We start from the raw sequence: 24,844 nt of genomic DNA, 5'->3' as shown, positions 1-24,844 counted from the left end.
GCGCCCTGCGCCGTCCGTCTACTGTCGGAGATGATGCAACTTAGCTAAGCCTAACCAACATCTACCCTTCCCGCCCGACTGCACAGCGGCACCGCCGGCGCGTGTGCCCGCGCGCCCCGGAGTCCGGAGAGAATCCGTGAACGACACAGCCCCAGCCCCCACGGCGAGCACGCGCCTCCGCGCAGGCCTCGCCGCCCTGATATCGCTCTTCCTCATCGTCGCCGGACTCGCGGCCGCGCAGCCTGCGCTCGCCGCCGACGGGATCGTCTCCGTCAGCGTCGGCTCGGCGGACTCCAGCGGCGTCTCCGTGCAGGTGCAGGCCTCGGGCCTCCCCGCCGATGCCACGGGAGCGTATGCGGCGCTGATCGTGACGGGAACCGAAGGAGGGCTGACAGGAGGCGGCGGGTACGCGGCGTTCACGATGCCGGTCGTCACGACCGGCGCCAGCGCGTTCACGCTGACCGCATCCGCCGACACGCTCGACCGCACCCAGACCTACGAGGTGCTCGTCTGGGCGAAGCACTCCAACCCCGACGCGACGACGATCTACGGCCGCGGCGCCGTCAGCATCAGCGGCGCGCAGTGGGATGCCGTCTTCGGCCCCGCTCCTGGAACCGATCCGGGCACTGACCCCGGGACCGATCCCGGTACCGATCCGGGCACTGACCCCGGTACCGACCCGGGTACGACGCCTCCGGCATCTCCGTCTCTCTCGGTGTTCCTCGCCGACGGTGTCACCCCGGCGACCGGTGTCGCGCTCAAGGCAGGTGACAGGGTGGTCGTGAAGGGCACGGGGTATGACCCGGCGGCGAATGTGGGTGGTCGTGGGGCGCCGATTCCGTCGACGCTGCCGCAGGGCACGTATGTGGTGTTCGGGAACTTCGCCGCGACGTGGCAGCCGTCGAAGGGTGCGGCGTCCTCGACCCGTTCGGTGGGGACGCAGGCGTGGGCTCTCGCCGAGAGCGTGCTGAATCAGGTGCCCGCTCAGTACCAGCCGACGATCCGGGCGCAGTGGGCCGACATCGCCGCCGACGGGTCGTTCCAGGCGACGCTGACGCTGAAGGACACGCCCGCGACTCCGGGCTCGTACGGTGTCTACACGTACGGCGCGGGCGGGGTCGTCAACGCCGACCAGGAGCGCAGCGTCGCCCTCGACTACGGCCTCGCCTCCTCGCTCTCGACGAGCGTGAAGAGCGCGACGGCGGCTGACGGTCTGACCGTCACGGCATCCGGATCCCGACTCGGCGACGTCACCGGCGCCTATGTCGCGCTGATCGAGGCGGGCACCGAGGCCGAGGTCACGGCCGGCGGTGGATTCCTCGCGATGCAGTGGGTGCAGAAGATCACCGCCGGGGCCTTCTCCGTCGACCTCACGGCGAAGGCCGCCGAGCTCGACCCGGCGAAGACCTACGAGGTGATCGTGTGGCGGCAGCACTCGGTGCCGTCGGCAGCGACGATCTTCGCGCGCTCCACGGTCGCGATCAGTCCCGAGCAGTGGAAGGCTCTCACCCAGCCGGAGCCCGAGACCCCGACCACCCCGACCACGCCGCCGACCACCGTCCCCGGTGGCGCGCTGAAGTGGGCCGTCTCCTCCTCCTTCACGAGCTACGTCACCGGTCCGATCGCCCAGGGTGCGATCGAGGTGTCGGGTGGAGCCACCCGCTCCGGCGGCCAGTTCCAGTTCGGTCAGGCGACGGGCAGCACCTACGACCAGGGCACCGGCCTCGGCACGGTCTCGTACGTCGGCGCTGTGCGGTTCACCGGGCACCACGGCGTGCTCGACGTGACGGTCTCGCAGCCGCAGATCCGGATAACCTCGGCCGATGCCGCGACGCTCTTCGTGACCAGCGGGGGCACGCAGGTCGCCTTCGCGACGCTCGACCTCTCGCGGGCGGCGCGGATCTCCGCGAACGGCGCTGTCACGTACAGCGCGGCGCCCGCGGCGCTCACGTCCGCAGGGCGCGACCAGGTGCTCGCCGGCTACTCGACAGCTCTCGACCCCGTGACGTTCACGATCGGATCGGCCGCGGCCGCACCGGCCGGGACCACTGGGACCGTCGTCGCCGCCGCGGTGGTCAAGGCCAAGCCGCTTCCGCAGACCCCGCCGACGTCGACCGGGATCGACATCAGCGCCGACGACCTCGCCGCGCTCCAGGCCGGCGAGGAGGCCACGATCTCGGCATCCGGGTTCCGACCGGGCGAGACCGGCATCAAGGTGGTCGTGTACTCGACTCCGGTCGTGCTCGGCACCGTGACGGCGGATGCCGCGGGCATCGCCTCGTGGACCGGAACCCTCCCGGCCACCCTCGCCGACGGCGACCACACCCTCACGCTGCAGGGCTCGGTCGACCGCGGGCTGGCGTTCACCCTGGCCAGGACGACGGCGGCGATCGGCGCGTGCACCGTCGAGGGCGCCACCCTGAACTGGGGCTACAAGGAGTCGTTCCGCACCTACATCGAGGGCATCGCCAGGGGCGGGTGGACACTCACCGACGTGGCGTACGAGTACCCGCAGTTCGTGTGGGCGAACGGCACGGGGACCTTCGACGGGGAGAGCGGTGCCGGCCTCATCGGCTACGGCGGCGGCATCGCCTTCACCGGTCACGACGGCGCGCTGAACACGACGCTGTCGAACGCTAGGGTCGAGCTCGCCGGATCCACCGGCTACCTCGTGTTCGACATCGCGGGCACCACGCAGTCCGGGGAGGTCGTCGATCAGCAGGGCGTTCGCCTCGCGGAGTTCGCGGTGCCGGATGCCGCGCTCGCCGACGGCGTGATCACGCTCGACGCCGTGCCCACTACCCTCACCGACGCCGGAGCCGCCGCGTTCGGCACCTACGCGGCCGGCGAGGAGCTCGACCCGGTGAGCGCCGTCATCCCCGTGGGCGCCGACTGCGGCTCCGCGCCCGTCGCCCCGGAGAAGAGCGAGTCGGAGGGCAGTGCGGCGGCGACCGCGGTCACGGCTGTCCCTGATGTGCAGGGGGCGCCGGTGTGGCCCTGGATCGTCGGCGGTCTGGTGCTCGTCGTACTGATCGCCGGAGGCGGCGTACTGATCGCCCGTCGCGGCAAGGGCGAGACCGCGGCCGTCGAGGCCTCCGCCGACGCCTGAGCGCCGCGAGTCGCCCTCCTCGCCCGCGCGGGGAGGGCGACTCGCGTCGGCATCCGGCTCCTCGGCCCGTGCGGCTCCGACGGAGGCGCCGCGACGGCACGGAGAAGGGGGCGAGCACCACGGCCCCGCGGTGGGACAATGGATGCATGGCCCCCAGCGAATCCGAGCAGACCGTCGAAGCGACCGTGCGCCGCGTGCCGCGCTACGGCGTGTTCATGGGCATCGGCGTCGTCGTCGGCGTGATCGTCGCGGGCATCCTCACGTTCGCGGGCAGCTTCCAGCCCTCGGAGGCCCTCGACGTCGTCTACCCTCCCGGCCAGGTCTTCGGATTCCTGCTGCTGTGGACCGCGCCGATCGGCCTCGCCCTCGGCGGCGTCGCCGGTCTCATCGCGGAGCGGGTCGCGCGCCGCAGAGACCGGGTGGTCCGCGTCGAGCGCGAGACCATCATCGAGAACGACTGACCCGAGACCCTCGCCTCAGGCGAGTTCGGCGATGATCGGCCGGATCGCCCCGTCGAAGGCGACCACGTCGCGCCGCAGACCGTCGGTCACGGCGACGGACAGCGCGCCGATCCACCAGATGCCCCGCTGCGAGAGCGGCAGCACCTGCACGTTCAGCTCGAACGAGTGCGCGCGGCGCCCCACCTCGCGCTCGAACTCGGCGATGGCGCTGGCGTACGCCCGGTAGGAGTCTCCGCCGGTGCCCGGCTTGCCCGCCGAGGGGCCGTGCAGCGACGAGACGTAGCGGTCGTGCGCCGATCTGGCGTAGTCGAGGGCGGATGCCGCGAACGGCGTGATCGCCGCGGTGAGCTCCTCGGCGCCGGTCGCGGGGAGCGCGACGAGCGTGTCGAACCCGTCGACGAGCTCGAGCGGGACGCCGGAGTGATGCGCGCGCGGCTCGACGGTCATATCCCAGTAGTCCCGCCACTGCGATTCGACGAGCGGAGCGGCGTCGACCGCATCCGGGGCGCGCACCGGCAGATCCCGCAGGCTGGGCAGGTCGGAGGGCGTGCGGATGCCGAGGGACTGCCGCAGCGCGAGCGCGACGAGCACCGGCACGCTCGCGTCTTCGCGGATCAGCCACTGCGGCTTGTCGGACATGGCCCCATCGTATGGGGAGAGCGCGGCATCCGCTCTTCGTCTTCCGGAGTTCGGGGGTCGCGGCTGACGGTAGGATCGAGGGGTGGCTGCCTCCCCCACCAATCCCTATTCCGAAGCCGGCGTCGATACCGCTGCAGGCGATCTCGCCGTCGAGCTGATGAAGTCCTCCGTGCGCGCGACGCACGGACCCGAAGTGCTCGGCGGTGTCGGCGGATTCGCCGGCCTCTTCGACGCCAGCGCGCTGCTCGGCTATCGCCGGCCCCTGCTGGCCAGCAGCACAGACGGCGTCGGCACCAAGGTCGCGATCGCCCAGGCGATCGACAAGCACGACACGATCGGGCAGGACCTGGTCGGCATGGTCGTCGACGACATCGTCGTGGTGGGCGCCAAGCCGCTCTTCATGACCGACTACATCGCGTGCGGCAAGGTCGTGCCGCAGCGCATCGCCGACATCGTGCGCGGAATCGCCGAGGCCTGCTCCGCCACGGGCACCGCGCTCGTCGGCGGCGAGACGGCAGAGCACCCCGGTCTGCTCGGACCGCGCGACTACGACGTCGCGGGCGCTGCGACCGGTGTGGTCGAGGCCGACGCCATCCTCGGCGCCGAGCGCGTGCAGGACGGCGATGTCGTCCTCGCCGTGCAGTCCAGCGGCCTGCACTCCAACGGCTACTCCCTGGTGCGCCACATCGTCACCGGCGCCGGCATCAGCTACGCCGACACCGCGGCCGACTTCGGCACCACCTGGGGCGAAGCGCTCCTGGAGCCGACGCGCCTCTACACGCTCCCGCTGCTGCGCCTCATCGACGCGCTCGGCGGCGGCGTCCACGCGCTCAGCCATGTCACCGGCGGCGGCATCGCGGCGAACCTCGCGCGCGTGCTCCCGCAGGGCACCTGGGCGGAGGTCGACCGCGGCACGTGGTCGCCCAGCCCCGTCTTCCGCGTGCTCAGCGACATCGCCGGCTCCACGCTCGAGTCGGCGGAGGGCACCTGGAACCTCGGCATCGGCTTCCTCGCGGTGATCGCGCAGGACAAGAAGGATGCTGCCATCGCTGCGCTCGCCGCAGAGGGCATGCCCGCCTGGCAGGTCGCGACCGTGGGCTTCGGCGCGCGTCCGGCCGGCGAGTTCGAACAGGGCGCCAAGGGCGTCGACGGCGGAGCGGTGCGCCTCGTGGGCGCCTACTCCTCCCACTGAAGAAACGGATGAAATAACCACCCCATGTGCGGCATCGTCGGAATGGTCGGAACGGCCCCGGTCAACCAGGACATCTACGACGCTCTCCTCCTGCTGCAGCACCGCGGCCAGGATGCGACGGGCATCGCCACCGCAGAGTCGAACGGCGTCATGCACAACGCGAAGGCGCAGGGGATGGTGCGCGAGGCGTTCCGCACCCGCGACATGCGCGCGCTCCTCGGCAACGTCGGCCTCGGCCACGTGCGCTATGCGACGAAGGGCACGGCGTCGAACGAGGAGGAGATGCAGCCGTTCTACGTGAACGCGCCCTACGGCATCATCCTCATCCACAACGGCAACCTCACGAACACGCGCGAGCTGACGGCCGACATGGCCCAGCGCGACCGCCGCCACCTGAACTCCTCCAGCGACACCGAGCTGCTGCTCAACGTACTCGCCGGCGAACTGCAGAACACCACCTCGACGGTCGACCTCGACCCGGAGCGCGTGTTCGAGGCCGTCGAGCGCACCCACGAGCGCATCGAGGGCGCGTACGCCGTGATCGCCGTGATCGCCGGCTACGGTCTGCTCGCGTTCCGTGACCCCTTCGGCATCCGTCCGCTGATCCTCGGTCGCCGTCCGTCCACCGTGGAGGGCGCGGAGGGCCGCGACGAATGGGTCGTCGCCAGCGAGTCGCTCGTGCTCGAGAACGGCGACTACGAGGTCGTCCGCGAGGTCGAGCCCGGCGAGGCCGTGTTCATCACGAACGACGGCGAGCTGTTCTCCCGGCAGTGCGCGCAGAACCCGACCCTGGCGCCCTGCGCGTTCGAGTACGTCTACCTCGCGCGTCCGGACTCGGTCATGAACGGCATCTCGGTCTACGAGTCGCGCCTGCGCATGGGCGACCGCCTCGCCGACACGATCGCCAAGCACGTGCCGATGGACAAGATCGACGTCGTCATGCCGATCCCCGACTCGTCGCGCCCCGCCGCGATGGAGGTCGCCCGCAAGCTCGGCATCGAGTACCGCGAGGGCTTCTACAAGAACCGCTACGTCGGCCGCACCTTCATCATGCCCGGCCAGGCGGTGCGCAAGAAGAGCGTGCGGCAGAAGCTGAACGCCATGTCGACCGAGTTCCAGGGCAAGAACGTCCTGCTGATCGACGACTCGATCGTCCGGGGAACGACGTCGAAGGAGATCATCCAGATGGCCAGGGATGCCGGCGCGAGCTCGGTGACCTTCGCCTCCGCGGCGCCTCCGGTGCGGCATCCGCACGTCTACGGAATCAACATGCCGTCGCGTCAGGAGCTCATCGCGCACGGCCGCACGATCCCCGAGATCGCCGAGGTGCTCGGCTGCGACCACCTCGTGTACCAGGAGGTCGACGACCTCAAGGCCGCGATCACGGAGGGCTCGGCGGTGACCGAGCTCGACATGAGCTGCTTCGATGGACGCTACGTGACCGGCACCGTGTCGGACGAGTACCTCGCGTGGGTGGAGGGGTCGCAGACCTCTTGATGACCGGATCCCTGGGTACGCCTGCGAGCCGGCCGCTCTGGGAGGGTCGGGCACTGGCCCTGCTCGGGATCGTGCTCGTCGCGTTCTCGCTGCGATCCGCGGTCGCGTCGCTGTCTCCGGTGATCGACCACATCGCACGGGACTTCCCGATGTCGCCCGTCGTCGTCGGTCTGATCGGCGCCGCGCCTCCGGTGTGCTTCGCGATCTTCGGCATCGTGACCCCGCTGTTCGAGCGTCGTTTCGGGCTGGAGCGGGTCGCGGTGTTCGCGATCGGGCTGATGGCCGCCGGGCTCCTGCTGCGCGGTTTCGCGGTGGACTCGACGACGCTGCTCGCCGCGACCGCCGTGGTGTTCGCCGGCGTCGGCTCGGGCAACGTGCTGCTCCCGCCACTGGTGAAGAAGTACTTCCCCGACCGTCTCGGCGTCATGATGACGGTCTACTCGACCACGATGGCGGTCTCGACCTTCCTGCCGCCGCTGGTGGCCGTGCCGATCGCCGACACGCTCGGCTGGCGCGTGTCGCTCGGCATCTGGGGCGGTTTCGCCGCGGTCGCGCTCATCCCGTGGATCACGATGCTCGTCACGAACCGCACGACCCCGGATGTGGCGGAGGAGCCCGCTGGCGACCGGCCGGCGATCGTCCGCGAGGCGTCGGCGCAGGATGCCGTGGCCGTCGCGACCGGCCCCATCACCACGGCGTCGGCGAACCCGCGGATCTTCGGTAGGCTGTGGCGGCTGCCGCTGGCCTGGGCGCTCGCGGTCGTGTTCGCGGCATCCTCGTCGATGGCGTACGCGTCGTTCGCCTGGATGCCGACGATGCTCGTCGACATCGGCGGCGTCACCCCGGCGACGGCGGGCTTCCTGCTGTCGGCGTTCGCGCTCGTCGGTCTGCCCTGCTCGATGCTCGTGCCGATCCTCGTGGTGCGGTATCAGGCCACCAGGCCGCTGTTCTTCTTCGCGGTCGGCGCGGGGCTCGTCGGCCTCGCGGGCCTCCTGCTCTTCCCGACCGCAGCCCTCGCGCTGTGGGTCATGATCTTCGGACTGACCGCGATCATGTTCCCGCTGAGCCTGGTGCTGCTGAGCATCCGCGCCCGAACTCCCGAGAGCGCCGTGGCCCTCAGCGGCTTCGTGCAGAGCCTCGGCTACGGCGTGGCCGCGCTGTTCCCCCTGACGATCGGCCTGCTGCACGAGACGACAGGAGGGTGGCAGGTTCCGCTGCTGCTCCTCGCCGGCGCGCTCGTCGTCGCGTGCCCGTTCGGCTGGATCGCCGGACGTCGTCGCACGATCGAGGACGAGTGGGAGCGCCGGTACGGGCGCTGGTGACGGTGCGCCCGGTCAGGCGCGCGGCGGAGCGGTCGACGACCTGACGACGAGTTGCGGATCGGTGGACGGCATGTCCCCGATCGCGTCGTGCCCCTCGATCTGCGCGATCAGGCGCAGTGCGGCGGCGCGGCCCATGTCTTCGAACGGCTGACGCACGGTCGTGAGGGCGGGGGAGGCGTATGCCGCGAGGGCGATGTCGTCGACGCTGACCACGGAGACGTCCTCCGGCACGCTGCGGCCCGCTTCGTGCAGGGCGCGGATGAGGCCGAAGGCCATCTCGTCGCTGGACACGAAGACCGCGGTGACCTCGGGGATCGCCGCGATCGTGCGGCCGGCGCGGTAGCCGGACTCTGGGGTCCAGTCGGCGGGGATCACGGGCGGAGGGACGATGCCGCGGTCGCGGAGCGTCTGCTCCCAGGCCTCGCTGCGCTGCTGCGTCTCGGTCCAGTAGTCGTCGCCGGACACGTGCCACACGGTCTCGTGGCCGAGGTCGAGCAGGTGCTCGACGGCGAGCCTGGCGATGGCGCGCTGGTCGACGGCGAGGGGAGCGTCCTCGTCGAGCGAGGTGCGCTCGCTGCGCGTGGCCGGAGTGCGCTCCATGCGCATCCGCATGGCGGGGGTCTCCAGCTCGACGGGCACGCCGAGGATGATGCCCTCGGCGCCCTGCCGCTCCAGCCGGTCGAACGCCTCGAGGAAGGCCTCGGTCGATGCGTGGTCGGCGACGGCGGCGGTCGACACGGTGTAGCCGTTGGCGGCGGCGGCCTGCTGGATGCCGACGCCGAGCGCCGCGGAGGAGTAGCGGTCGGTCGACACGACGATCACGCCGAGCACCCGGGTGCGCCCGGATGCGAGGGATGCCGCGGCGGCGTGCACGCGGTAGCCGAGCTCGTCGACGGCGGCGAGAACCCGTCGGGCGGTGTCGGCCCGCACGTTGTCCTGGCCGGACATCACGCGGGACACGGTCTGCGTCGAGACGCCCGCGAGCTTGGCGACATCGACCTGACTCGGGGCCCTGTCTTCCTGGTGACGGCGAGGTGACATGTCTCAATGGTAGCGATCAATCGGCGGAATCTCAGTAACTCAGGCGGGTCATGATGCGATAATGTGAACGCAAACACTCGTCTTTGGAGCGCTATGTCCGACCTTCTCGCCGCCGCTGTCGACGGCCCGACCGCGACTCTCGCCGACCCGGCGCCCGCGGCACCCTCCTCCGGTCCCGCCCTGTCCTGGCGCGCCGGTGAGCTCATCCGCCGGGGTGCGCCTCACCGCATCCTGTCCGGCGCGATCCACTACTTCCGCGTCCACCCCGACCAGTGGGAGGACCGCCTCCGCCGACTCGCGGCGATGGGCGCGAACACCGTCGACACCTACGTCGCCTGGAACTTCCACGAGCGCACCGAGGGCGATGTGCGGTTCGACGGCTGGCGCGACATCGAGCGCTTCATCCGCCTCGCCGGCGAGGTCGGCCTCGACGTGTTCGTGCGGCCCAGCCCCTACATCTGCGCCGAGTGGTCGAACGGCGGCATCCCGTTCTGGCTCTCCGGTCGGGTGGACGCCCTGCGCACCAGCGACCCCGCGTACCTCGCGGCGGTGGACGCCTGGTACGACGAGCTCATCCCGCGACTGGCCCCTCTGCAGGCGGCGCACGGCGGGCCGATCGTCGCGGTGCAGATCGAGAACGAGTACGGCTCCTTCGGCAGCGACGCGGCCCACCTCGTGCACCTGCGCGACGGACTGCGCGCGCGCGGCATCGTCGAGATGCTCACGACGGCCGACGGCATCACGTCCGACATGATCGAGCACGGCAGCGTCCCTGGAGCCATGACGACCTTCACCTTCGGCACCGGTGTGGCGAAGGCGGTCGAGCTGCGCCGCGGCGACGAGGCGCTGATGTGCAGCGAGCTCTGGGGCGGCTGGTTCGACCACTGGGGCGAGCGGCACCACGTCCGCTCCGCGGCCAGCATGGGCGGCACCGTGGGCGATCTGCTCGCCGAGGGCGGCTCGGTCAGCCTGTACATGGCTCACGGCGGCACGAACTTCGGGCTGTGGAACGGCGCGAACCATGACCGGGTGCTGCAGCCGACCGTCACCAGCTACGACTCCGACGCCCCGATCGGCGAGGACGGCACGCTGAACGACAAGTTCCATGCGCTGCGCGCGATGCTCGCCCCCTTCCACGACGGCGAGCTGCCGGAGATCCCCGCGGACCCGCGACGCCAGGCCGCGGCATCCGCACCGCTCGTGCCCGTGCGCTCTCTTCTCGATGTCGTGCGCGCGCTTCCGACGGCCGGAGGCTCGACGCCGATGCCGCGCACGTTCGAACAGCTCGGCGCCGAAGACGGCCTGGTCGTCTACGAGGCTCCCGTGTCGTTCCCCGCGGATGCGACGCTCACGATCGACGGGCTGCACGACCGCGCCACGGTCTTCCTCGATGACGCGCGGCTCGGCACCCTCGACCGCGATGCGCAGACGTCGCTCGCGCTTCCAGCCTCCGGAGGTCGCGGCGTGCTCACGATCATCGTGGAGAGCCTCGGCCGCATCAACTACGGCCCCCGCACGGGCGAGGGCAAGGGCATCATGGGCTCCGTCATGGTCGGACGCCGCTTCGTGAACGGCTGGACCCACCGCATCGTGCCGCAGGGGGCTCCGGATGCCGCGTCCGGAACCCCCTCCTCCGACGGAGTGGCCGTGGCCCGCCTCGACGTCGCCGAACCCCTCGACGCGTGGCTCGCCTTCCCCGGCGGCTCGAAGGGCATGGTGTGGCTGAACGGCTTCCTGCTCGGCCGCTACTGGAAGATCGGTCCGCAGGAGACGCTGTACGCGCCGGCGCCGCTCTGGCGCGAGGGGGCCAACGAGGTCGTGGTGCTCGATCTCGACGGCCTGGGTGCGGCCGTCGAGATCCGCGAGCAGCCGTCGTTCGGCCCGCCGGAGGAGTTCATCGGCTCCTGACCGCAGGCCGCCCCGGCCACCAGATGCGGTCGCCCACGAGGGCGAAGATCGCCGGGACGATCACGGTCCGCACGACGAGCGTGTCGACCACCACGCCGACGCCCACGATGAGCCCGAGCTGACCGAGGGTGACGAGCGGCAGCACGCCGAGGGCGGCGAACACGGCGGCGAGCACGATCCCGGCGCTCGTGATCACGCCTCCGGTGTGGGCGATCGCCTCGACCATGCCGTCGCGGGTGCCGTGGATGGACGCCTCGGCGCGCGCACGGTGCACGAGGAAGATCGTGTAGTCGATGCCGAGAGCGACGAGGAACAGGAACGCGAGGAGCGGCACCTGCAGATCGAGCGCGGGCTGCCCGAAGAGCACCCGGCTCAGCCAGGCGCCGGCGCCGATCGCGGCGAGGGCGCTCGCGACGTTCACGAGGAGCAGCAGCACGGGGGCGATGACGGAGCGGAGGAGGACCAGCAGCACCACCACGCTCACGGCGAGCACCAGCGGGGCGATGAGCAGGAGGTCGCGCTGGCCGCCCTCTCTGGCGTCGAGGTCGGTGGCTACCGCACCGCCGACCACCGCGTCGGCGCCGTCCACGGCGTGCACCGCGTCGCGCAGTGCGGCGATCTGATCCAGGCTCTGCGTGGTGCTCGGGCCGTACTCGCTGATGACCCTGATCTTCGTCAGCGAGCCGTCATCCGTGGTCCCCGCGGGGTTCACGCGCACCACGCCGTCGACGTCCTCCGCCGCGGCGATCACGGCGTCGGCCTCGTCGCTGTGCGAGACGATGAGGATCGGCTGGGCCTCCCCCGGCGCGAAGTGCGCGGAGACCACCGCGAGTCCCGTCGCCGACTCGGACTGCACGCGGAACCTGTCGAGCTGGTCGAGCCCGACCGCCGTGCCGAAGAGGCCGGCCGCCATGACCGCGAGCAGGGCGACTCCCGACAGGAGGCTCACCACGGGGCGCCGCACGACCTGCGTCGCCGCCCGTCGCCAGCCGCCGCCGTGGCGGACGGCGGCTCCTGGACGAGGGACGAAGGGCCAGAAAACCCCGCGACCGCAGACGGCCAGCAGGGGCGGCAGCAGGAGCAGCACGGAGCCGAGGGCGATGAGCAGCCCGATCGCCGAGGTGATGCCGAGGCCGTGCGTGCCGGGGATCACCGCGAGCACCAGGGTCAGCAGCGCCAGCACGACGGTCGCGTTCGAGGCGACGATCGCCGGGGCGGATTTGCGCCAGGCGGTGCTCAGCGCCTGCCGGTGGTCGTCGGAGAGCAGGAGCTCCTCGCGGTAGCGCGAGATGAGCAGCAGCGCGTAGTTCGTGCCCGCGCCGAACACGAGCACGCTGATGATGCCGGCGTCGAACTGCAGGTCCCACAGGGATGCCGCCGCCGCGGTCATGCGTCCGGCCAGGCCGTCCGCGAGCGCGACGACGACCAGCGGGATCAGCCACAGCACCGGCGAGCGGTAGGTGACGATCAGCAGTACGGCGACGATGAGGATCGTCACGAGCAGGAGGGTGAAGTCGGCTCCCTCGAACGAGGAGGCGACGTCGGCCCCGAAGGCCGGGCCTCCCGTGACCTGCAGGCTCATCCCTTCGGGCGCGTCTCCGGCGATGGCGGTGCGCAGGGCGTCGATCGTCTCCGCCGTCTCCGCATTCGTGTCGCCGACGAGGACCGGTGTCGCGATCACGGCGGCCTTGCCGTCGTCGCTCACCATCGGGCCCGTCGGTTCGGCGTCGGCATGCGGCTCGAGCACCGGGAGGAGGTTCTCCAGATCGTCGATGTCGGTGTCGGTGAGCGCGCGTCCGTCGTCGCGTGACGCGACCACCAGCACCGACTGCCGGTCGGCGTCAGGGAACCGGTCGAGGAGCGCCGCCGCCTCGGACGACTCCGATGCGGCGGGCGCCTGGGCGTTGCCCCCTGGCGCCTTCGCCGAGCCGAACGCGCCGAAGAGCAGGGTCATGATGAGGAGGACGAGCCCCAGGGAGATCCAGGCCCCTCGTCGTGAGGTCAGACGGTCGGAGAGGCGCTGGCGCGCGGAGGAGTCGGTCATGTCCTCCACTCCACAGGGGCGGGAGAGCGGTGACATCGCGAGGACGGTTGACGACGTTCTCCGTCGAACGATGGATGCCGTGCGAGCCCCGACGTGCGAGGCGGCCGATGTCGATCGTGTAAATGTTTGCGCTCGCGTCCCCGGAAAGTATTGAAATATCAATACCCGCTCCCATAGAGTGATTGCGCAAACATCGTGCGAGCGATGACTCCACCCTGGCGCATCGGAGCGTCTTTCTCTCCGAGCACCTCCCGTTCGAGAGGTAAGACGTGTCGACTCATACCCGACCACCCCGCGCGACGCGCGCGGTCAGCTCACTGCTGACCAGCGTGCTCGTCTTCGGCGGAGTCGCCGTGCAGGCGATTCCCGCACAGGCAGCCGACCTGATCCCCGTGCCCAAGACCGAGTACCGCCTGGCGGCGGTGTCCAGCGAGTCGGACGCGTACCCTGCGCCCCCTGCTCTCGACGGCACCGCCCTCGGGGCCTTCGACGGCGACTACGCCACGCAGTGGGTCTCGCGGTACACGGTCCCGGCCCCTGCTCCGCACTGGCTGGCGATCGACCTGCAGCGGTCGATCTCCGTGAAGGCGCTGGACTACTCGGGCAAGAAGGGCCAGCGCATCGACGCGAAGAACGTCGAGGTGTACGTCACAGACGACGCGTCCGTCGCGACGACCTCGCCGAAGGACGGCGGGTGGGGTGCGGCCGTGGGGACGGCGACCCTGCACGCCCCCACCGCCAACACCGAGAAGCAGCGCATCGAGCTCGCGACGGCGAAGACCGGGCGCTACGTCGCCCTCGTCGTGCTCGACGCGCAGGACCCCGCGGGCAACGGCGGCGGCGCCGGCGAGATCGAGGTCCTCTCCGACCAGGCCCTTCCGCCGATCGTCACCGACCCCGGCACCCCGCCGGCCGGAGCGACCGTGCAGATCGCGAACGGCGGCACCACGGCCACCGTGTCGAAGACCTTCCCGCAGATCCTGGGGTACGCGGTCGGCGGCTCGTCCATCGGCGGCCAGCGCACGTCGGGCGGCAAGTGGGCCGTCAACGGCACCTCCTACGCCTCGACGACCACGGCGACGTCGACGGCATCCGGCATCGACTACGTCTCGGTCCTGACCGGCGTCGACGTGACGGTGCGCAGCAGCATCCGCGTCGCCGCTGACGGCACCGTCGCCTTCGCGGTCACGGGCGTCGACGGCACCGCGCCGGTCACGACCCTCGGCCTGCCCGACAACGCGTTCCTGTCGACCAGCGCATCGGATGCCGGCTCGGTGCTCGACCGCACCGTGATCAGCCCCGACAGCACGAAGAACGCCGACGAGCACATCGCTCTGAGCGGCACGACGGCGACGGGGCAGAAGGGCGCGTCCTTCGCGTTCCTCGGCAACGGCGAGGTCGTCGGCAGCGTCATCACCAACGCCACCACGCAGGCATCAGGCAGCACCCCCTCGTGGAACAGCCGCCTCCTCACCCGCGTGACGGAGGCCGACGGGCGCACGGCCGAGATCGGCTCGAACACGTGGCTGATCCACCCGACGACCGCGGTCGACGGCCGCGTCACCACATACGAGCTGCCGAAGGTCACCGTGCTGTTCGCGGGCGACCGCAACGGCGACGGAGCGGTCGACTGGCAGGACGCCGGCATCCGCTACCGCGAGGTCGACACCCCGCGCCTCGGGGCCGACAGGGTCGCGGAGCGCGTCGTCAGCCGCATCCCGTTCAACTTCGCCTCCAGTGCGACGAACTACTTCGACCTCACGCTCGACAACACCAAGCGCATCGCGAACCAGACCGACGGCCTGGGGCAGTGGGTGCTCAACAAGGGCTTCGGCAGCGAGGGCCACGACTCGGCCAACACCGACTACGGCGACAACTTCAACGAGCGCGCCGGCGGCGTGGGCGACCTCAACCACCTCGTCGACGAGGGCGCGAAGCTCAACGCCGACATGAGCGTGCACGTCAACGCGACCGAGATGTACCCGCAGGCGAACGCCTTCGACTCGGCCATCATCGACGGCGCCGCACCCTACAAGCCGGGCTGGAACTGGCTCGACCAGTCGTACTACATCAACCAGCAGGCCGACCTCGGCTCGGGCCGTGTGCTCGACCGGTTCCAGCAGCTGCGCGACGCGGTCCCCGGCCTCAGCGGCGTGTACATCGACGTCTACTTCTCCAACGGCTGGGTCGCCGAGGAACTCGCCGACGAGCTGCACGGCATGGGCCTCGAGGTCGCGACCGAGTGGGGCGACAAGTTCGTCGACAACACGGTCTGGTCGCACTGGCCCAACGACCTCAGCTATGGCGGAGTGACCAACAAGGGCATCAACTCCACGATGGTGCGCTTCATCCAGAACGGCCAGGCCGACATCTGGAACAACGACGCCCTCCTCGGCCAGCAGCGCCTGGTCGACGCCGAGGGCTGGGTCGGCAACCAGAACTGGGACGGCTTCATCGACAACGTCTGGACCCAGAGCCTGCCGACGAAGTTCATCCAGCACTTCGATCTGCTCAGCTACACGGCCGGGCAGGCCGCGACGCTGACCGACGACGTGAAGATCTCGATGGACGGCAGCACGCGCGTCATCACGATGGACGGCGCCACGGTGCTCCGCGGCGACTCCTACCTGCTGCCGTGGCAGTCGCTGGCCTCCAACGCGGATGCCGGATCCCCGGTAGATGCCGACAAGATGTACTTCTACTCCGCATCGGGCGGGGAGAAGACGTTCGGCCTCACCGACGCCTTCAGCGGCAACACCGCCTTCGACGTCTTCACTCTGGGCGACCAGGGCCGCGTCAAGGTCGGCACGGTGAACGCGGTCGGCGGAAAGCTCACCATCAGCGGCGACAAGGGCGTGGCCTACGTCGTCGTGCCTCAGGGCGGAGCGCAGCGCGCCGCGGTGACGTACCACGACGCGGGCCTCGACGACCCCGGCTTCAACTCCGGTTCGCTCGACGTCTGGCACCCGAGCGGCGATGTGACCCTGGCCCGCACGAACGAGGGCACGGCCAAGAACAAGTCGCGCGGAGACAACATCGCGGTCTTCGGTGCGGCGGCCTCGTCGATCAGCCAGACCGTGACCGGGCTCACCCCCGGCCAGCGCTACTCGTTCTCCGCGCAGGTGCAGATCGACCCGACGGCGACGCGTGACGTCACTGTGGCGGTCGACACCGGTGCCGGCGCCGTGCAGCGCACCTGGAACCTCTCCCCGACGTTCAACTACACTGCTGCGGACTCAAAGGCAGGGCAGTACTACCAGCGCGGCACGGCATCGTTCCTCGCTCCGGCCTCCGGGCAGGTGACGGTCTCGGTGTCTGCGGCCGCGGGTGACGCGAAGGTGCGGATCGACAACGCGCGCATCATGACCGACACCACGGCTCCCGCAGCCGCGGGCACCGTCTACTCGAACGACTTCGAGGGCAACCAGGCCGGGTGGGGGCCGTTCGTGAAGGGGAGCTCCGGCGGCATCAACGACCCCCGCACGAGCATCTCCCGCCGTCACGACCCGTACACGAGCAGCGACTGGCGCAACACGGCATCCCCGTTCGCCCCCGGCGGTGCGCTCGCGGGTCTCGCGGTCGACTCGACCCTGACCGGTGAGCACTCGCTCATGTCGCACTCGGAGAACAACGGCATCGTCTACCGGACCGACCCCACGCTCGTGCCGCTGCAGGCCGGGCACACGTACCGCATCGGCTTCGACTACCAGGCGGGAGCGAGCGGCGCCTACCGCTGGCTCACCGGCACGGATGTCGTCGCGGGCGGCGAGGTCGCCTCGACCACGCTGAGCCGCACGCCGATCGCCCAGGCGCTGGAGACCACGGCGTTCAGCCAGGACGTGATCGTCGGATGCGGCGACTACACCTGGGTCGGACTCGAGCGCACGGGCGGACCCGACGTCGACTTCGTGCTCGACGACTTCACGGTCACCGACCTCGGACCGACCGCGGGCGGCACGCCGTGCGCGACGGTCTCCGGCGGCACCGCCGTGCTGAGCCCCGGAGCGCAGGCGACGTTCACCACGACCTTCACGAACAGCGAGGCGCTGACCGCCGAGAACATCGGCGTGCAGCTCGCGCTGCCCGAGGGGTACACGGTCGAGGTGGCCGACGGCTCGTCGAACCTGTTCGACGAGGTCGCCCCCGGCGCGAGCGTCGAGACGACCTGGCTGATCACGGCGCCCGCCGCGGCGGCCGGCTCCGCGGTCGACATCGGCATCTCGGCGACGTACCTCGTCGACTGCGACGTGCGCACCGTGTCGACCGTGCAGCAGACCTCGGTCGCGTCACGTGCTCGCATCCCGAACGCGCAGATCACGGCATCCGCGAACTCCGAGGAGACCGAGGGGGAGGACGGAAAGGCCGCGAACATGCTCGACGGCGAGGCCGGCACCTTCTGGCACAGCCGCTGGAGCGCGAACGCCACGTCGTACCCGCACGTGGTGACCTTCGACCTCGGCAGCGCCGAGCAGGTCGACGGCATCTCGTACCTGCGTCGCGGAGCCAACCAGAACGGCCCCATCAAGGGCTTCCAGGTGGCGGTCTCGACCGACGGCGCGACGTTCACAGACGTCGCCACGGGGGAGTGGAAGAACGTCGCCGACTGGCAGGACGTCGACTTCGCCTCCGTGTCGGCACGGTACGTCAGGGTCACCGCGACCTCGTCGATCTCGGGAACGCAGTTCGCCGCGATCGCCGAGATGGCGATCTACGGCACGCCCGCGCCGAAGGACGGCCACGCCCCGAAGGCGCGTCCGGCCGACGACCTGGGCGAGTGCACCCCCGCGACCGACCCGGCGCTCGCTCTCGACGCCGATTCGGTGCGGGCGGGAGAGACGGTCGGGGCCACTCTGACCGGCTTCGCCCCGTCTTCGACCGTGTCGTTCTGGCTCGACGGCGTGAAGATCGCGGATGCCGCGGTCGACGCCGACGGAGCGCTCACCACCCCGCTGCTGATCCCTGCGGATGCCGCAGTCGGGAAGCACCGCGTCATCGTGAAGGACGGCTCTGGAGCCGAGCTCGCGAGCGCGGAGCTGAAGGTCAAGAAGGCCAAGCCGGCCAAGGACCCGAAGGTCACCCCGTCGGTCGGGACGGTGCGCTCCGGCGGCACGCTGACCGTGCAGCTGGGTGGATTCGAGCCCGGTCAGCTCGTGCAGCTGTGGCTGCACTCCGAGCCGGTGAAGGTCGGCGAGGCGACGGTGTCCGATGACGGCGAGGCGGTGCTGTCGATCACGGTTCCCGCCTCGACCCCGGCGGGCGCCCACACGCTCGTCGCGACGGATGCCGAGGGCGTCGAACTCGCATCGGCCGGGCTGGCGGTCACGTCCGCGCCCGGTGCGGGCACGGGCTCCGGGGCGGGTCTCGCCACGACGGGAGCCGATGGTTCGCTGTGGTCGGCCGTGGCGGCATCCGCTCTGGGTCTTCTGGCCCTCGGTGCGGTGCTGTGGACGAGGCGGCGTCGGCTGAGCTGACCCGCAGATCCGCAGCACGACGCGGCCCGGAGGACGATTCCTCCGGGCCGCGTCGTGCGTTCCGTCCCGTTCCGTCTCGTTCCGTCTCGTTCCGTCTCGTTCCGTCCCGTTCCGTCCCGTCTCGTTCCGTCCCGTCCCGTCTCGTTCCGTCCCGCTCCCGCGTCGCGCGAAGATGGATCAGAAATGCCGTTGGGGCTGGCCCGGCGGATGCACTTTTGATCCGTCGCACCGCACCGCACCGCACCACGCCGCACCGAGGAGGCGGTCATCGCGCGCCGCGCACCGCCGCCCACAGCGATGCCCAGTGCGCGGCGGCCAGGTCACGGGGCAGTGCACGAGGCGGCACCTTCGCCGCGGCGAGGGCGTGCTGAACGGTCATGGCACTCACCGGCGCGATCCGCCTGACGATGCTCTCGATGCCGGTGCCGCGCCCGGTGAACACGTCACGGACGAACCTCTCGTACGCGCGTCTCTCGGCGTGCGGCACGAGGGGCGATCCGCGACGGGTGATCGTGAGGATGCCGCCGTCGACGCCGGGGCGCGGCGCGAATCCCCAACTGGGCACCCGCCCCCGCAGGGAGAACTCGAACCACGGCGCGCTCTGCGCTGTCATCATCGTGCCGCCTCCGACGCCGGCGCGCTTGCGGGCGACCTCCCACTGGGTGACGAGCACGGCGTGATCCCACCGGCGCTCCGAGAGCAGGCGCCGCAGGATCGGCGTCGTGAGGTGGAACGGGACGTTGCCGACGACGACGGGCGCGTCGAGCGGATGCCTCAGCGCATCGGCGTGCATGACGCGCACGCGCGGGAGGGCGCGTGCGAGGCGCCGCACCCGGTGCTCGTCGAGGTCGATCGCCGTGAGCGGCCGGCGGGTCGACGCGAGGTGGCGCGTGAGGGCGCCGTCACCAGCCCCGAGCTCGAGGATGGGCCCGGTGGTCGCGTCGACGAGGGCGATGACGGTGTCGATGGTCGGTCGGTGGATGAGGAAGTTCTGGCCGAGTTCATGGCGGCCGCCGTGAAGGGAACGAGGCATGGGAGCGCTCCAAGGGAAGGTTCTGGAGCACCGCGGAGAGGCCGGGTCGCGGGTATGCGGAAGCGCCCGTCCGAGGTGCGTGATGACGTCTCGGAGGGACGGCGCGCTCAATCGAGCGGATGCGAGCGCGCCGTCAGGCGCGGCGGTCGCGGAAGGTGAAGAAGCGCCCCGTCACGGGCGCAGAGCATATTGTTCCCACAGCCCGACTCTAACAGGAGCCGGATGCCGCGGCATCCGCCCTGTCGGGAGGGGAGCTCCTGCTCGGGAGGGGAGCCCCTGCTCGGGAGGAGAACTCCCCCTCGGGAGGAGACGCTGCTTCGGGAGGAGTTCTCACGCTCGGGAGGAGGATCCCGCGCGGAGGCTCCTCCTGAACGTGCTTTCTCCTCCCGAACGCGCGTTCTCCTCCCGAACCGGCGTGGCGGGGATGAGGGGAGGGTCTCCCCGCCACGCACGTGGGGAGGGGGCTCAGCCCTTCACGGCGCCGGCCGCGAGGCCGGAGCGCCAGTACCGCTGCAGGGTGAAGAACAGGATGATCAGCGGGATGACGCCGAGCAGGGCGCCGAGCATGACCGCGCCCTTGTCGGGGGAGAAGTAGCTCATCATGCCGTAGAGGCCGAGGGTGACGGGCTTCAGGTCGGCGCTGGAGATCATCATGAGCGGCAGCAGGAAGTTGTTCCACGTGGCCACGAAGATGAACAGGAAGATCGTCACCATCGCGGGCCCGAGCAGGCGCAGGACGATCGTGAAGAAGATGCGCGCCTCTCCTGCGCCGTCGATGCGCGCGGCCTCGAGCAGCTCGGTCGGCACCGACGACTGCGCGTAGACCATGCCGAGGAACACGCCGAACGGCGAGACCGCCGAGGGGATGATGATCGCCCAGGCCGTGTTCGTGAGCCCCAGCGAGTGGAACTCGATGTACAGCGGCACGGTCAGCAGGGCGACAGGCAGCAGCAGCCCCGCCATGATAACGCCGACCGCGATCCTCTTGCCGGGGAACGCGAACTTCGCGATCGCGTAGCCCGCCATCACCGCGAACAGGGTGCCGATGACGCCGGCGCTCACCGAGTAGAACAGCGAGTTTCCCACCCAGCGCCAGAACAGCCCCTGGGTCCAGCCCATGAGGCTGTCGTAGTTCGTGCCGAGGTTCCAGTCGGCGAACCAGAAGCCGAAGGTCGACGTGAGGTCGGTGTTGTTCTTGGTCGAGGCGACGATGAGCCAGTACACCGGCACCAGGAAGTACAGCGTCGCGATGACGAGCGCGATGATGCCGAAGGTCCGCGCGAGGGGGCCGGGCGCGATCGACGGGGGTGGAGCATCCGCCGACTGCGGCTTGCGCGCTCGGCGAGCGGATGCCGGGGCGACCGTGAGGAGTCGTGTGGTGGTCATCAGGCGTCACCCTTCCGGCGCTGCAGCAGTGCGTAGACGACCGCGAGCACGCCCGCGATCAGGGCCATGAGCAGGGAGTAGGCGGATGCCGGGCCGCTGCCCGACGGCGAGATCTCGCCCATCATCGAGTTGTAGGTGAGCATCATCGGCGTGAAGTCCTTGCCCATCCACGAGTTCGCGGCCTCCATGATGACCGGCTCGTTGAACAGCTGGATCGTGCCGATGATCGACAGCAGCACGGCGAGCAGCGCGGCGCCGCGGACGAGGGGGACCTTGATGCGCATCGCGACCTGGAACCCGGATGCGCCGTCGAGACGCGCGGCCTCGTACAGGTCGCGCGGCACGGCCTGCAGCGCCGACAGGAAGATCAGCATGTTGTAGCCCATGTAGGTCCAGGTCGTCATGTTCGCCATCGAGAACAGGATCGTCTGGGGCGACATCAGGTCGGTGCCCTCGGGGAGGTAGGGCAGGAACGGCGAGACCTGGGGCGTGTAGAGGTACAGCCACATCATCGCGGCGATGATGCCAGGCACCGCGTAGGGGAGGAAGAAGGAGAGACGGAACAGTGCGGGGCGCCGCACGATGAAGGAGTCCAGCAGCAGCGCGAGAGCGAGGGCGCCGATGATCATGACGGGGATCTGGATCACCGCGAACAGCACGACCCTGCCCATGCCGGCCCAGAACGCACTGTTCGTCGCGGCCATGACCAGGTTGTCGAGTCCCACGAAGGTGTCGACGAGCTCGCCGCCGCCGTAGAGTCCGTCGCCCGCGGGGACCTGGGCGAAGAAGGCCGAGCGCACCGACACGATGATCGGGACCAGGAACACGACGACGAACAGGATCGCGAACGGCAGCATGAACAGCCAGCCGGTGAGTCCTTCGCGTCGGATGCCGGAGCGCCGCCGTCGTGCGGGTGCGGATGCCGGGGTCGGGGTCTTCGGGATGACCCTGCTGTCGGTCACGGTGACCATGCTTTCGCCTCTCGCTTCATGACGACGGCGGAGTGCACCGTGGTGGTGTGCACTCCGCCGTCGATCATCAGATGATGCCTTGTCCGAGGGTCATTCCGCGACCGGGAGGCCGAGGTCCTTCAGCGAGGCGACGGCCGTCTCCTGGGCGGTGGTGAAGATGTCGGCCACCTTCGCGGTGCCGGCGACGGCCGCGGCCGCGGTCTCGTTCATCGTCGACAGGGTCGAGAAGCCCGGAGCGTAGGGGAAGTCCGGGTTGAGGTTCTCGGTCGCGGTCGCGAGTTCGGCGAGGACGTCCTGTCCGCCGAACTGGCGCAGCATCTTCTCGGGGGTCTTCACGCTGCCCTTGGCGGCGACGACGAGCCCCTGCGAGGCCAGGTCGTCGACCTGGGTGTTGAGCCAGGCGTTGAACTCCATGGCCTCCTTGGGGTTCTTGCAGCCCTTCATGACCGAGACGCCGGAGCCGCCGTCGGGGCCGCTCAGCGCGCCTGCGCCGAAGTCGGGGAGCTGCGCGACGCGCCACTGGCCCTCGGCCGGGGTGCCGTCGAGCGAGTCGAGCAGGAAGCCGGCCTCCCAGGCCGCGCCGACGTGGCCGATCAGGCTGCCGTCGTTGAGGGCGGCGGTGAAGCCCTCGCCCCAGCGCTCGGTCGCGAGGGTCTGCTTGTTGTCGAGCAGGCCCTGCCAGAACGCGGCGACGCGCTGCGAGCCTTCGCCCTCGGCATCCACCTTCCACTTGTCGCCCGAGGTGGAGAACCAGGTGTCGCCTGCGGCGGCGGACTGGCCGGCGAGCCAGTTCAGCGCCTCGTCGGGGGTGAACGCGGTGACGTACTTGCCTGCGGCGGCGGCGGTGGCCGAGTCGGCGGTCAGGTCGTCCAGGGTCTTCGGGGCCTCCAGGCCGAGGGCCGCGAACGCGGTCTCGTTGTAGAAGTACACGAGGGGTCCGGTGTCCTGCGGGAGTCCGACGATCGCGTCGCCGACCTTCATGCCGCTGAACGCGCCGGCGGAGAACTTGTCCTCGTACTTCTTGGCTTCGGATGCGACGTCCTGCAGCAGGCCCTTGACGTACAGCTGGGGGACCTCGGAGTAGCCGGTCTGCGCGAGGCACGGGCCGTTGCCGGCCTTGATGTCGGTCTCGAGCTTGAGGATCATGTCGCTGGACTTGCCGTCGAACTTCGTGGCCTTGACCTGGATGTCGGGGTGGTCGTCGTTCCAGCGCTTCACGATGTCGGAGACCTTGGTCATGCCGTCGCCGTCGGGAAGGCGGTGCACGTACTCGATCGTGATCGGCTCGCCGGATGCGTCGCTGCCGGTGTCACCGGACGAGCACGCCGCGAGGCCGAAGGCCGAGACCGCACCGACCGCGACGATCGCCGCGGTGCGAGTGAAGCGGGGGGTGAGTGCCATGCTGTTCTCCTCTTTGAGGTCAGGTTCATGCGGATCGCCCCAGGGCGGGGGCCAGGCGCCGCGGGCGGCGTCGATCACATTGCACATCAAATCAGAAAATGTTTGCGTTCACAAGCTGTGAAATGCAATCGAAACATGCGGTCTCCCCGACACGGAAGGGAGCGCTGACATAGTGCCGGATGCCGTGCCTTCGGCAGGTGTCGCGGGTTGCGCTGCGGGAGTCCGCACGCGCGGTCGGTTTGCGAGTTGCGCTGCGGAAGTCTGTAGGCGCGGCAGACGTGTCGACAGCGTGTGCAGCGATGAGCAGCGCGAACGGGCCGGGCGGCAGAGCGGCGTGAACAGCCCGGCCGACGAGTCGGCGCGAAACGGGGCCGGAAGGCGAGGGGATGCCGCGGGTCACGGCATCCGCTCCGGCATCCGGGCACGACGAAACCCCCGCGCAACGCACGGGGGAGACGACGAGCTGAGGCGGTCAGGCCTTCTCTAGCTCGTCCTCGTCTTCGTCGGCATACTCATCTGCCCACTTGTCGACGTACTCGGGTTCCGAGTCGTCGCTCGGGTGCCCGAGCTCGCGTTCCAGTGCCGAGTAATTCACTGACGGACTGAACGACTTGAGTTCGCGGGCGATTTTGGTGTGCTTCGCCTTTTGACGGCCACGGCCCATGCGCGAGACCCCCTCACGAGTTAGCTGCGGGCTACACGGGGCCCGACGCGTTTCAGGACACCGGCCTGAAGCCGGTAAGAGTAGCATTCAGAATAGCACGCGGGTAAGACCCTCTGGCCGAGGCCAGCCTGGTGAAGGGAGCGATCCTCATGACCGACAACACCTCTGCTCCACGAGAGGAAGCCGTGCAGAACGCGGCCCTGCAGAAGGCGGTGATCGTCGGGCTGCAGCCCGGACAGTCACAGCACGTCCTCGATGAGGCCGTCAAGTACGCGCGTCTGCTCGGCGCTCCGCTCGTGGTCGTGCACGTCGACGTGACCCGTTTCGTCACGTACGAGGACCCGGACGGCTATGTGCATTCGGCGCCGATCGACATCAACTTCGAAGCGGGAGCCGCCGAGTTCGAGGCCGTGCAGGCGACCGCCTCCGCCGCACTCGACGGCACGGGACTGACCTGGACCGCACGGCAGCTCGTCGGCGACCCGGCGCTCGCGATCAAGCAGCTCGCGAACAAGCTCGATGCCCAGCTCATCGTCGTCGGAACCCGCAAGCGCGGGATCGGCGAGTCGATCAGGGAGTTCTTCACCGGTTCCGTCGCCGCGCGGCTCGCGCACCGGCAGCACCGCTCGGTGCTCGTCGTCCCGCTGGAGGAGCCGGTGCCCGACGACCAGAAGGAGATCTGGGTCGAGTAGCCCGCCTCGGCTT

Annotated in this window: 16 protein-coding genes; 8 read left to right on the top strand and 8 right to left on the bottom strand. The window is 70.2% G+C overall.

What is annotated here, in order from left to right:
• Positions 1 to 136: 136 nt before the first annotated feature.
• Both MRBLWH10_RS14910 and MRBLWH10_RS14905 read left to right on the top strand, forming a co-directional pair.
• Entirely contained in the window at positions 137 to 3,109 is a 2,973-nt protein-coding gene (locus tag MRBLWH10_RS14910) for an HtaA domain-containing protein (protein WP_341940510.1), read from the top strand.
• A gap of 146 nt (positions 3,110 to 3,255) precedes the next feature.
• The gene (locus tag MRBLWH10_RS14905; protein WP_105676693.1) at positions 3,256 to 3,570 is read left to right on the top strand and encodes a potassium transporter Trk; all 315 of its coding nucleotides are present in this window, start codon (positions 3,256 to 3,258) and stop codon (positions 3,568 to 3,570) included.
• Positions 3,571 to 3,585: 15 nt separating this feature from the next.
• Here MRBLWH10_RS14905 and MRBLWH10_RS14900 read toward each other — a convergent pair whose 3' ends face one another.
• The gene (locus MRBLWH10_RS14900) at positions 3,586 to 4,209 is read right to left on the bottom strand and encodes a zinc-binding alcohol dehydrogenase (protein ID WP_341940509.1); all 624 of its coding nucleotides are present in this window, start codon (positions 4,207 to 4,209) and stop codon (positions 3,586 to 3,588) included.
• Between the two features lie 82 nt (positions 4,210 to 4,291).
• On the opposite strand from MRBLWH10_RS14900, the gene purM reads away from it, so the two are divergent.
• The 3 genes from purM to MRBLWH10_RS14885 are packed head-to-tail and all read left to right on the top strand — an operon-like array spanning position 4,292 to position 8,220.
• Positions 4,292 to 5,401 carry a phosphoribosylformylglycinamidine cyclo-ligase gene (purM, locus tag MRBLWH10_RS14895; RefSeq protein ID WP_105676696.1) on the top strand — a complete coding sequence of 370 codons (1,110 nt, stop codon included), beginning with the start codon at positions 4,292 to 4,294 and terminating at the stop codon, positions 5,399 to 5,401.
• Between the two features lie 24 nt (positions 5,402 to 5,425).
• On the top strand, positions 5,426 to 6,898 hold the full coding sequence (purF, locus tag MRBLWH10_RS14890; RefSeq protein WP_105676697.1) for an amidophosphoribosyltransferase: 1,473 nt from the start codon (positions 5,426 to 5,428) through the stop codon (positions 6,896 to 6,898).
• Complete coding sequence (locus MRBLWH10_RS14885) at positions 6,898 to 8,220, top strand: MFS transporter (protein WP_341940508.1); 1,323 nt, start codon at positions 6,898 to 6,900, stop codon at positions 8,218 to 8,220. The genes purF and MRBLWH10_RS14885 overlap by 1 nt, the downstream gene beginning before the upstream one ends.
• Before the next feature lie 12 nt (positions 8,221 to 8,232).
• Here MRBLWH10_RS14885 and MRBLWH10_RS14880 read toward each other — a convergent pair whose 3' ends face one another.
• Positions 8,233 to 9,261, bottom strand: a complete 1,029-nt coding sequence (locus MRBLWH10_RS14880) for a LacI family DNA-binding transcriptional regulator (protein WP_341940507.1) — start codon at positions 9,259 to 9,261, stop codon at positions 8,233 to 8,235.
• Between the two features lie 93 nt (positions 9,262 to 9,354).
• On the opposite strand from MRBLWH10_RS14880, the gene MRBLWH10_RS14875 reads away from it, so the two are divergent.
• Positions 9,355 to 11,169 carry a beta-galactosidase family protein gene (locus MRBLWH10_RS14875; RefSeq protein WP_341940506.1) on the top strand — a complete coding sequence of 605 codons (1,815 nt, stop codon included), beginning with the start codon at positions 9,355 to 9,357 and terminating at the stop codon, positions 11,167 to 11,169.
• On the opposite strand, the gene MRBLWH10_RS14870 is transcribed toward MRBLWH10_RS14875, so the two are convergent.
• Positions 11,156 to 13,213, bottom strand: a complete 2,058-nt coding sequence (locus tag MRBLWH10_RS14870; RefSeq protein WP_341940505.1) for an MMPL family transporter — start codon at positions 13,211 to 13,213, stop codon at positions 11,156 to 11,158. The two genes, MRBLWH10_RS14875 and MRBLWH10_RS14870, sit on opposite strands and share 14 nt — an antisense overlap.
• A 269-nt stretch (positions 13,214 to 13,482) precedes the next feature.
• Between MRBLWH10_RS14870 and MRBLWH10_RS14865 the strand changes: the two genes are divergently transcribed.
• Positions 13,483 to 18,684: an endo-alpha-N-acetylgalactosaminidase family protein gene (locus MRBLWH10_RS14865; RefSeq protein ID WP_341940504.1), complete on the top strand. Its 5,202-nt coding sequence runs from the start codon at positions 13,483 to 13,485 to the stop codon at positions 18,682 to 18,684.
• Positions 18,685 to 18,949: 265 nt separating this feature from the next.
• Here MRBLWH10_RS14865 and erm read toward each other — a convergent pair whose 3' ends face one another.
• The 5 genes from erm to MRBLWH10_RS14840 form a co-directional block, all read right to left on the bottom strand.
• Positions 18,950 to 19,717 carry a 23S ribosomal RNA methyltransferase Erm gene (gene erm / locus MRBLWH10_RS14860; protein ID WP_341940503.1) on the bottom strand — a complete coding sequence of 256 codons (768 nt, stop codon included), beginning with the start codon at positions 19,715 to 19,717 and terminating at the stop codon, positions 18,950 to 18,952.
• A gap of 465 nt (positions 19,718 to 20,182) precedes the next feature.
• Positions 20,183 to 21,103: a carbohydrate ABC transporter permease gene (locus MRBLWH10_RS14855; protein ID WP_105676707.1), complete on the bottom strand. Its 921-nt coding sequence runs from the start codon at positions 21,101 to 21,103 to the stop codon at positions 20,183 to 20,185.
• The gene (locus MRBLWH10_RS14850; RefSeq protein ID WP_341940502.1) at positions 21,103 to 22,074 is read right to left on the bottom strand and encodes a sugar ABC transporter permease; all 972 of its coding nucleotides are present in this window, start codon (positions 22,072 to 22,074) and stop codon (positions 21,103 to 21,105) included. The genes MRBLWH10_RS14855 and MRBLWH10_RS14850 overlap by 1 nt, the downstream gene beginning before the upstream one ends.
• 90 nt (positions 22,075 to 22,164) lie before the next feature.
• Positions 22,165 to 23,475, bottom strand: coding sequence for an extracellular solute-binding protein (locus MRBLWH10_RS14845; RefSeq protein WP_341940501.1), 1,311 nt, complete (start codon positions 23,473 to 23,475; stop codon positions 22,165 to 22,167).
• A 472-nt stretch (positions 23,476 to 23,947) separates the two neighbouring features.
• Complete coding sequence (locus MRBLWH10_RS14840) at positions 23,948 to 24,139, bottom strand: DUF3073 domain-containing protein (protein WP_045256918.1); 192 nt, start codon at positions 24,137 to 24,139, stop codon at positions 23,948 to 23,950.
• Between the two features lie 149 nt (positions 24,140 to 24,288).
• On the opposite strand from MRBLWH10_RS14840, the gene MRBLWH10_RS14835 reads away from it, so the two are divergent.
• The gene (locus tag MRBLWH10_RS14835) at positions 24,289 to 24,831 is read left to right on the top strand and encodes a universal stress protein (protein WP_341940500.1); all 543 of its coding nucleotides are present in this window, start codon (positions 24,289 to 24,291) and stop codon (positions 24,829 to 24,831) included.
• Positions 24,832 to 24,844 lie beyond the last annotated feature (13 nt).

This window comes from Microbacterium sp. LWH10-1.2 (assembly GCF_038397765.1).
GTDB lineage: Bacteria > Actinomycetota > Actinomycetes > Actinomycetales > Microbacteriaceae > Microbacterium > Microbacterium natoriense.
The sequence above is the reverse complement of the archived record's forward strand: the minus strand, read 5'-3'. Positions and strand labels throughout refer to the sequence as shown.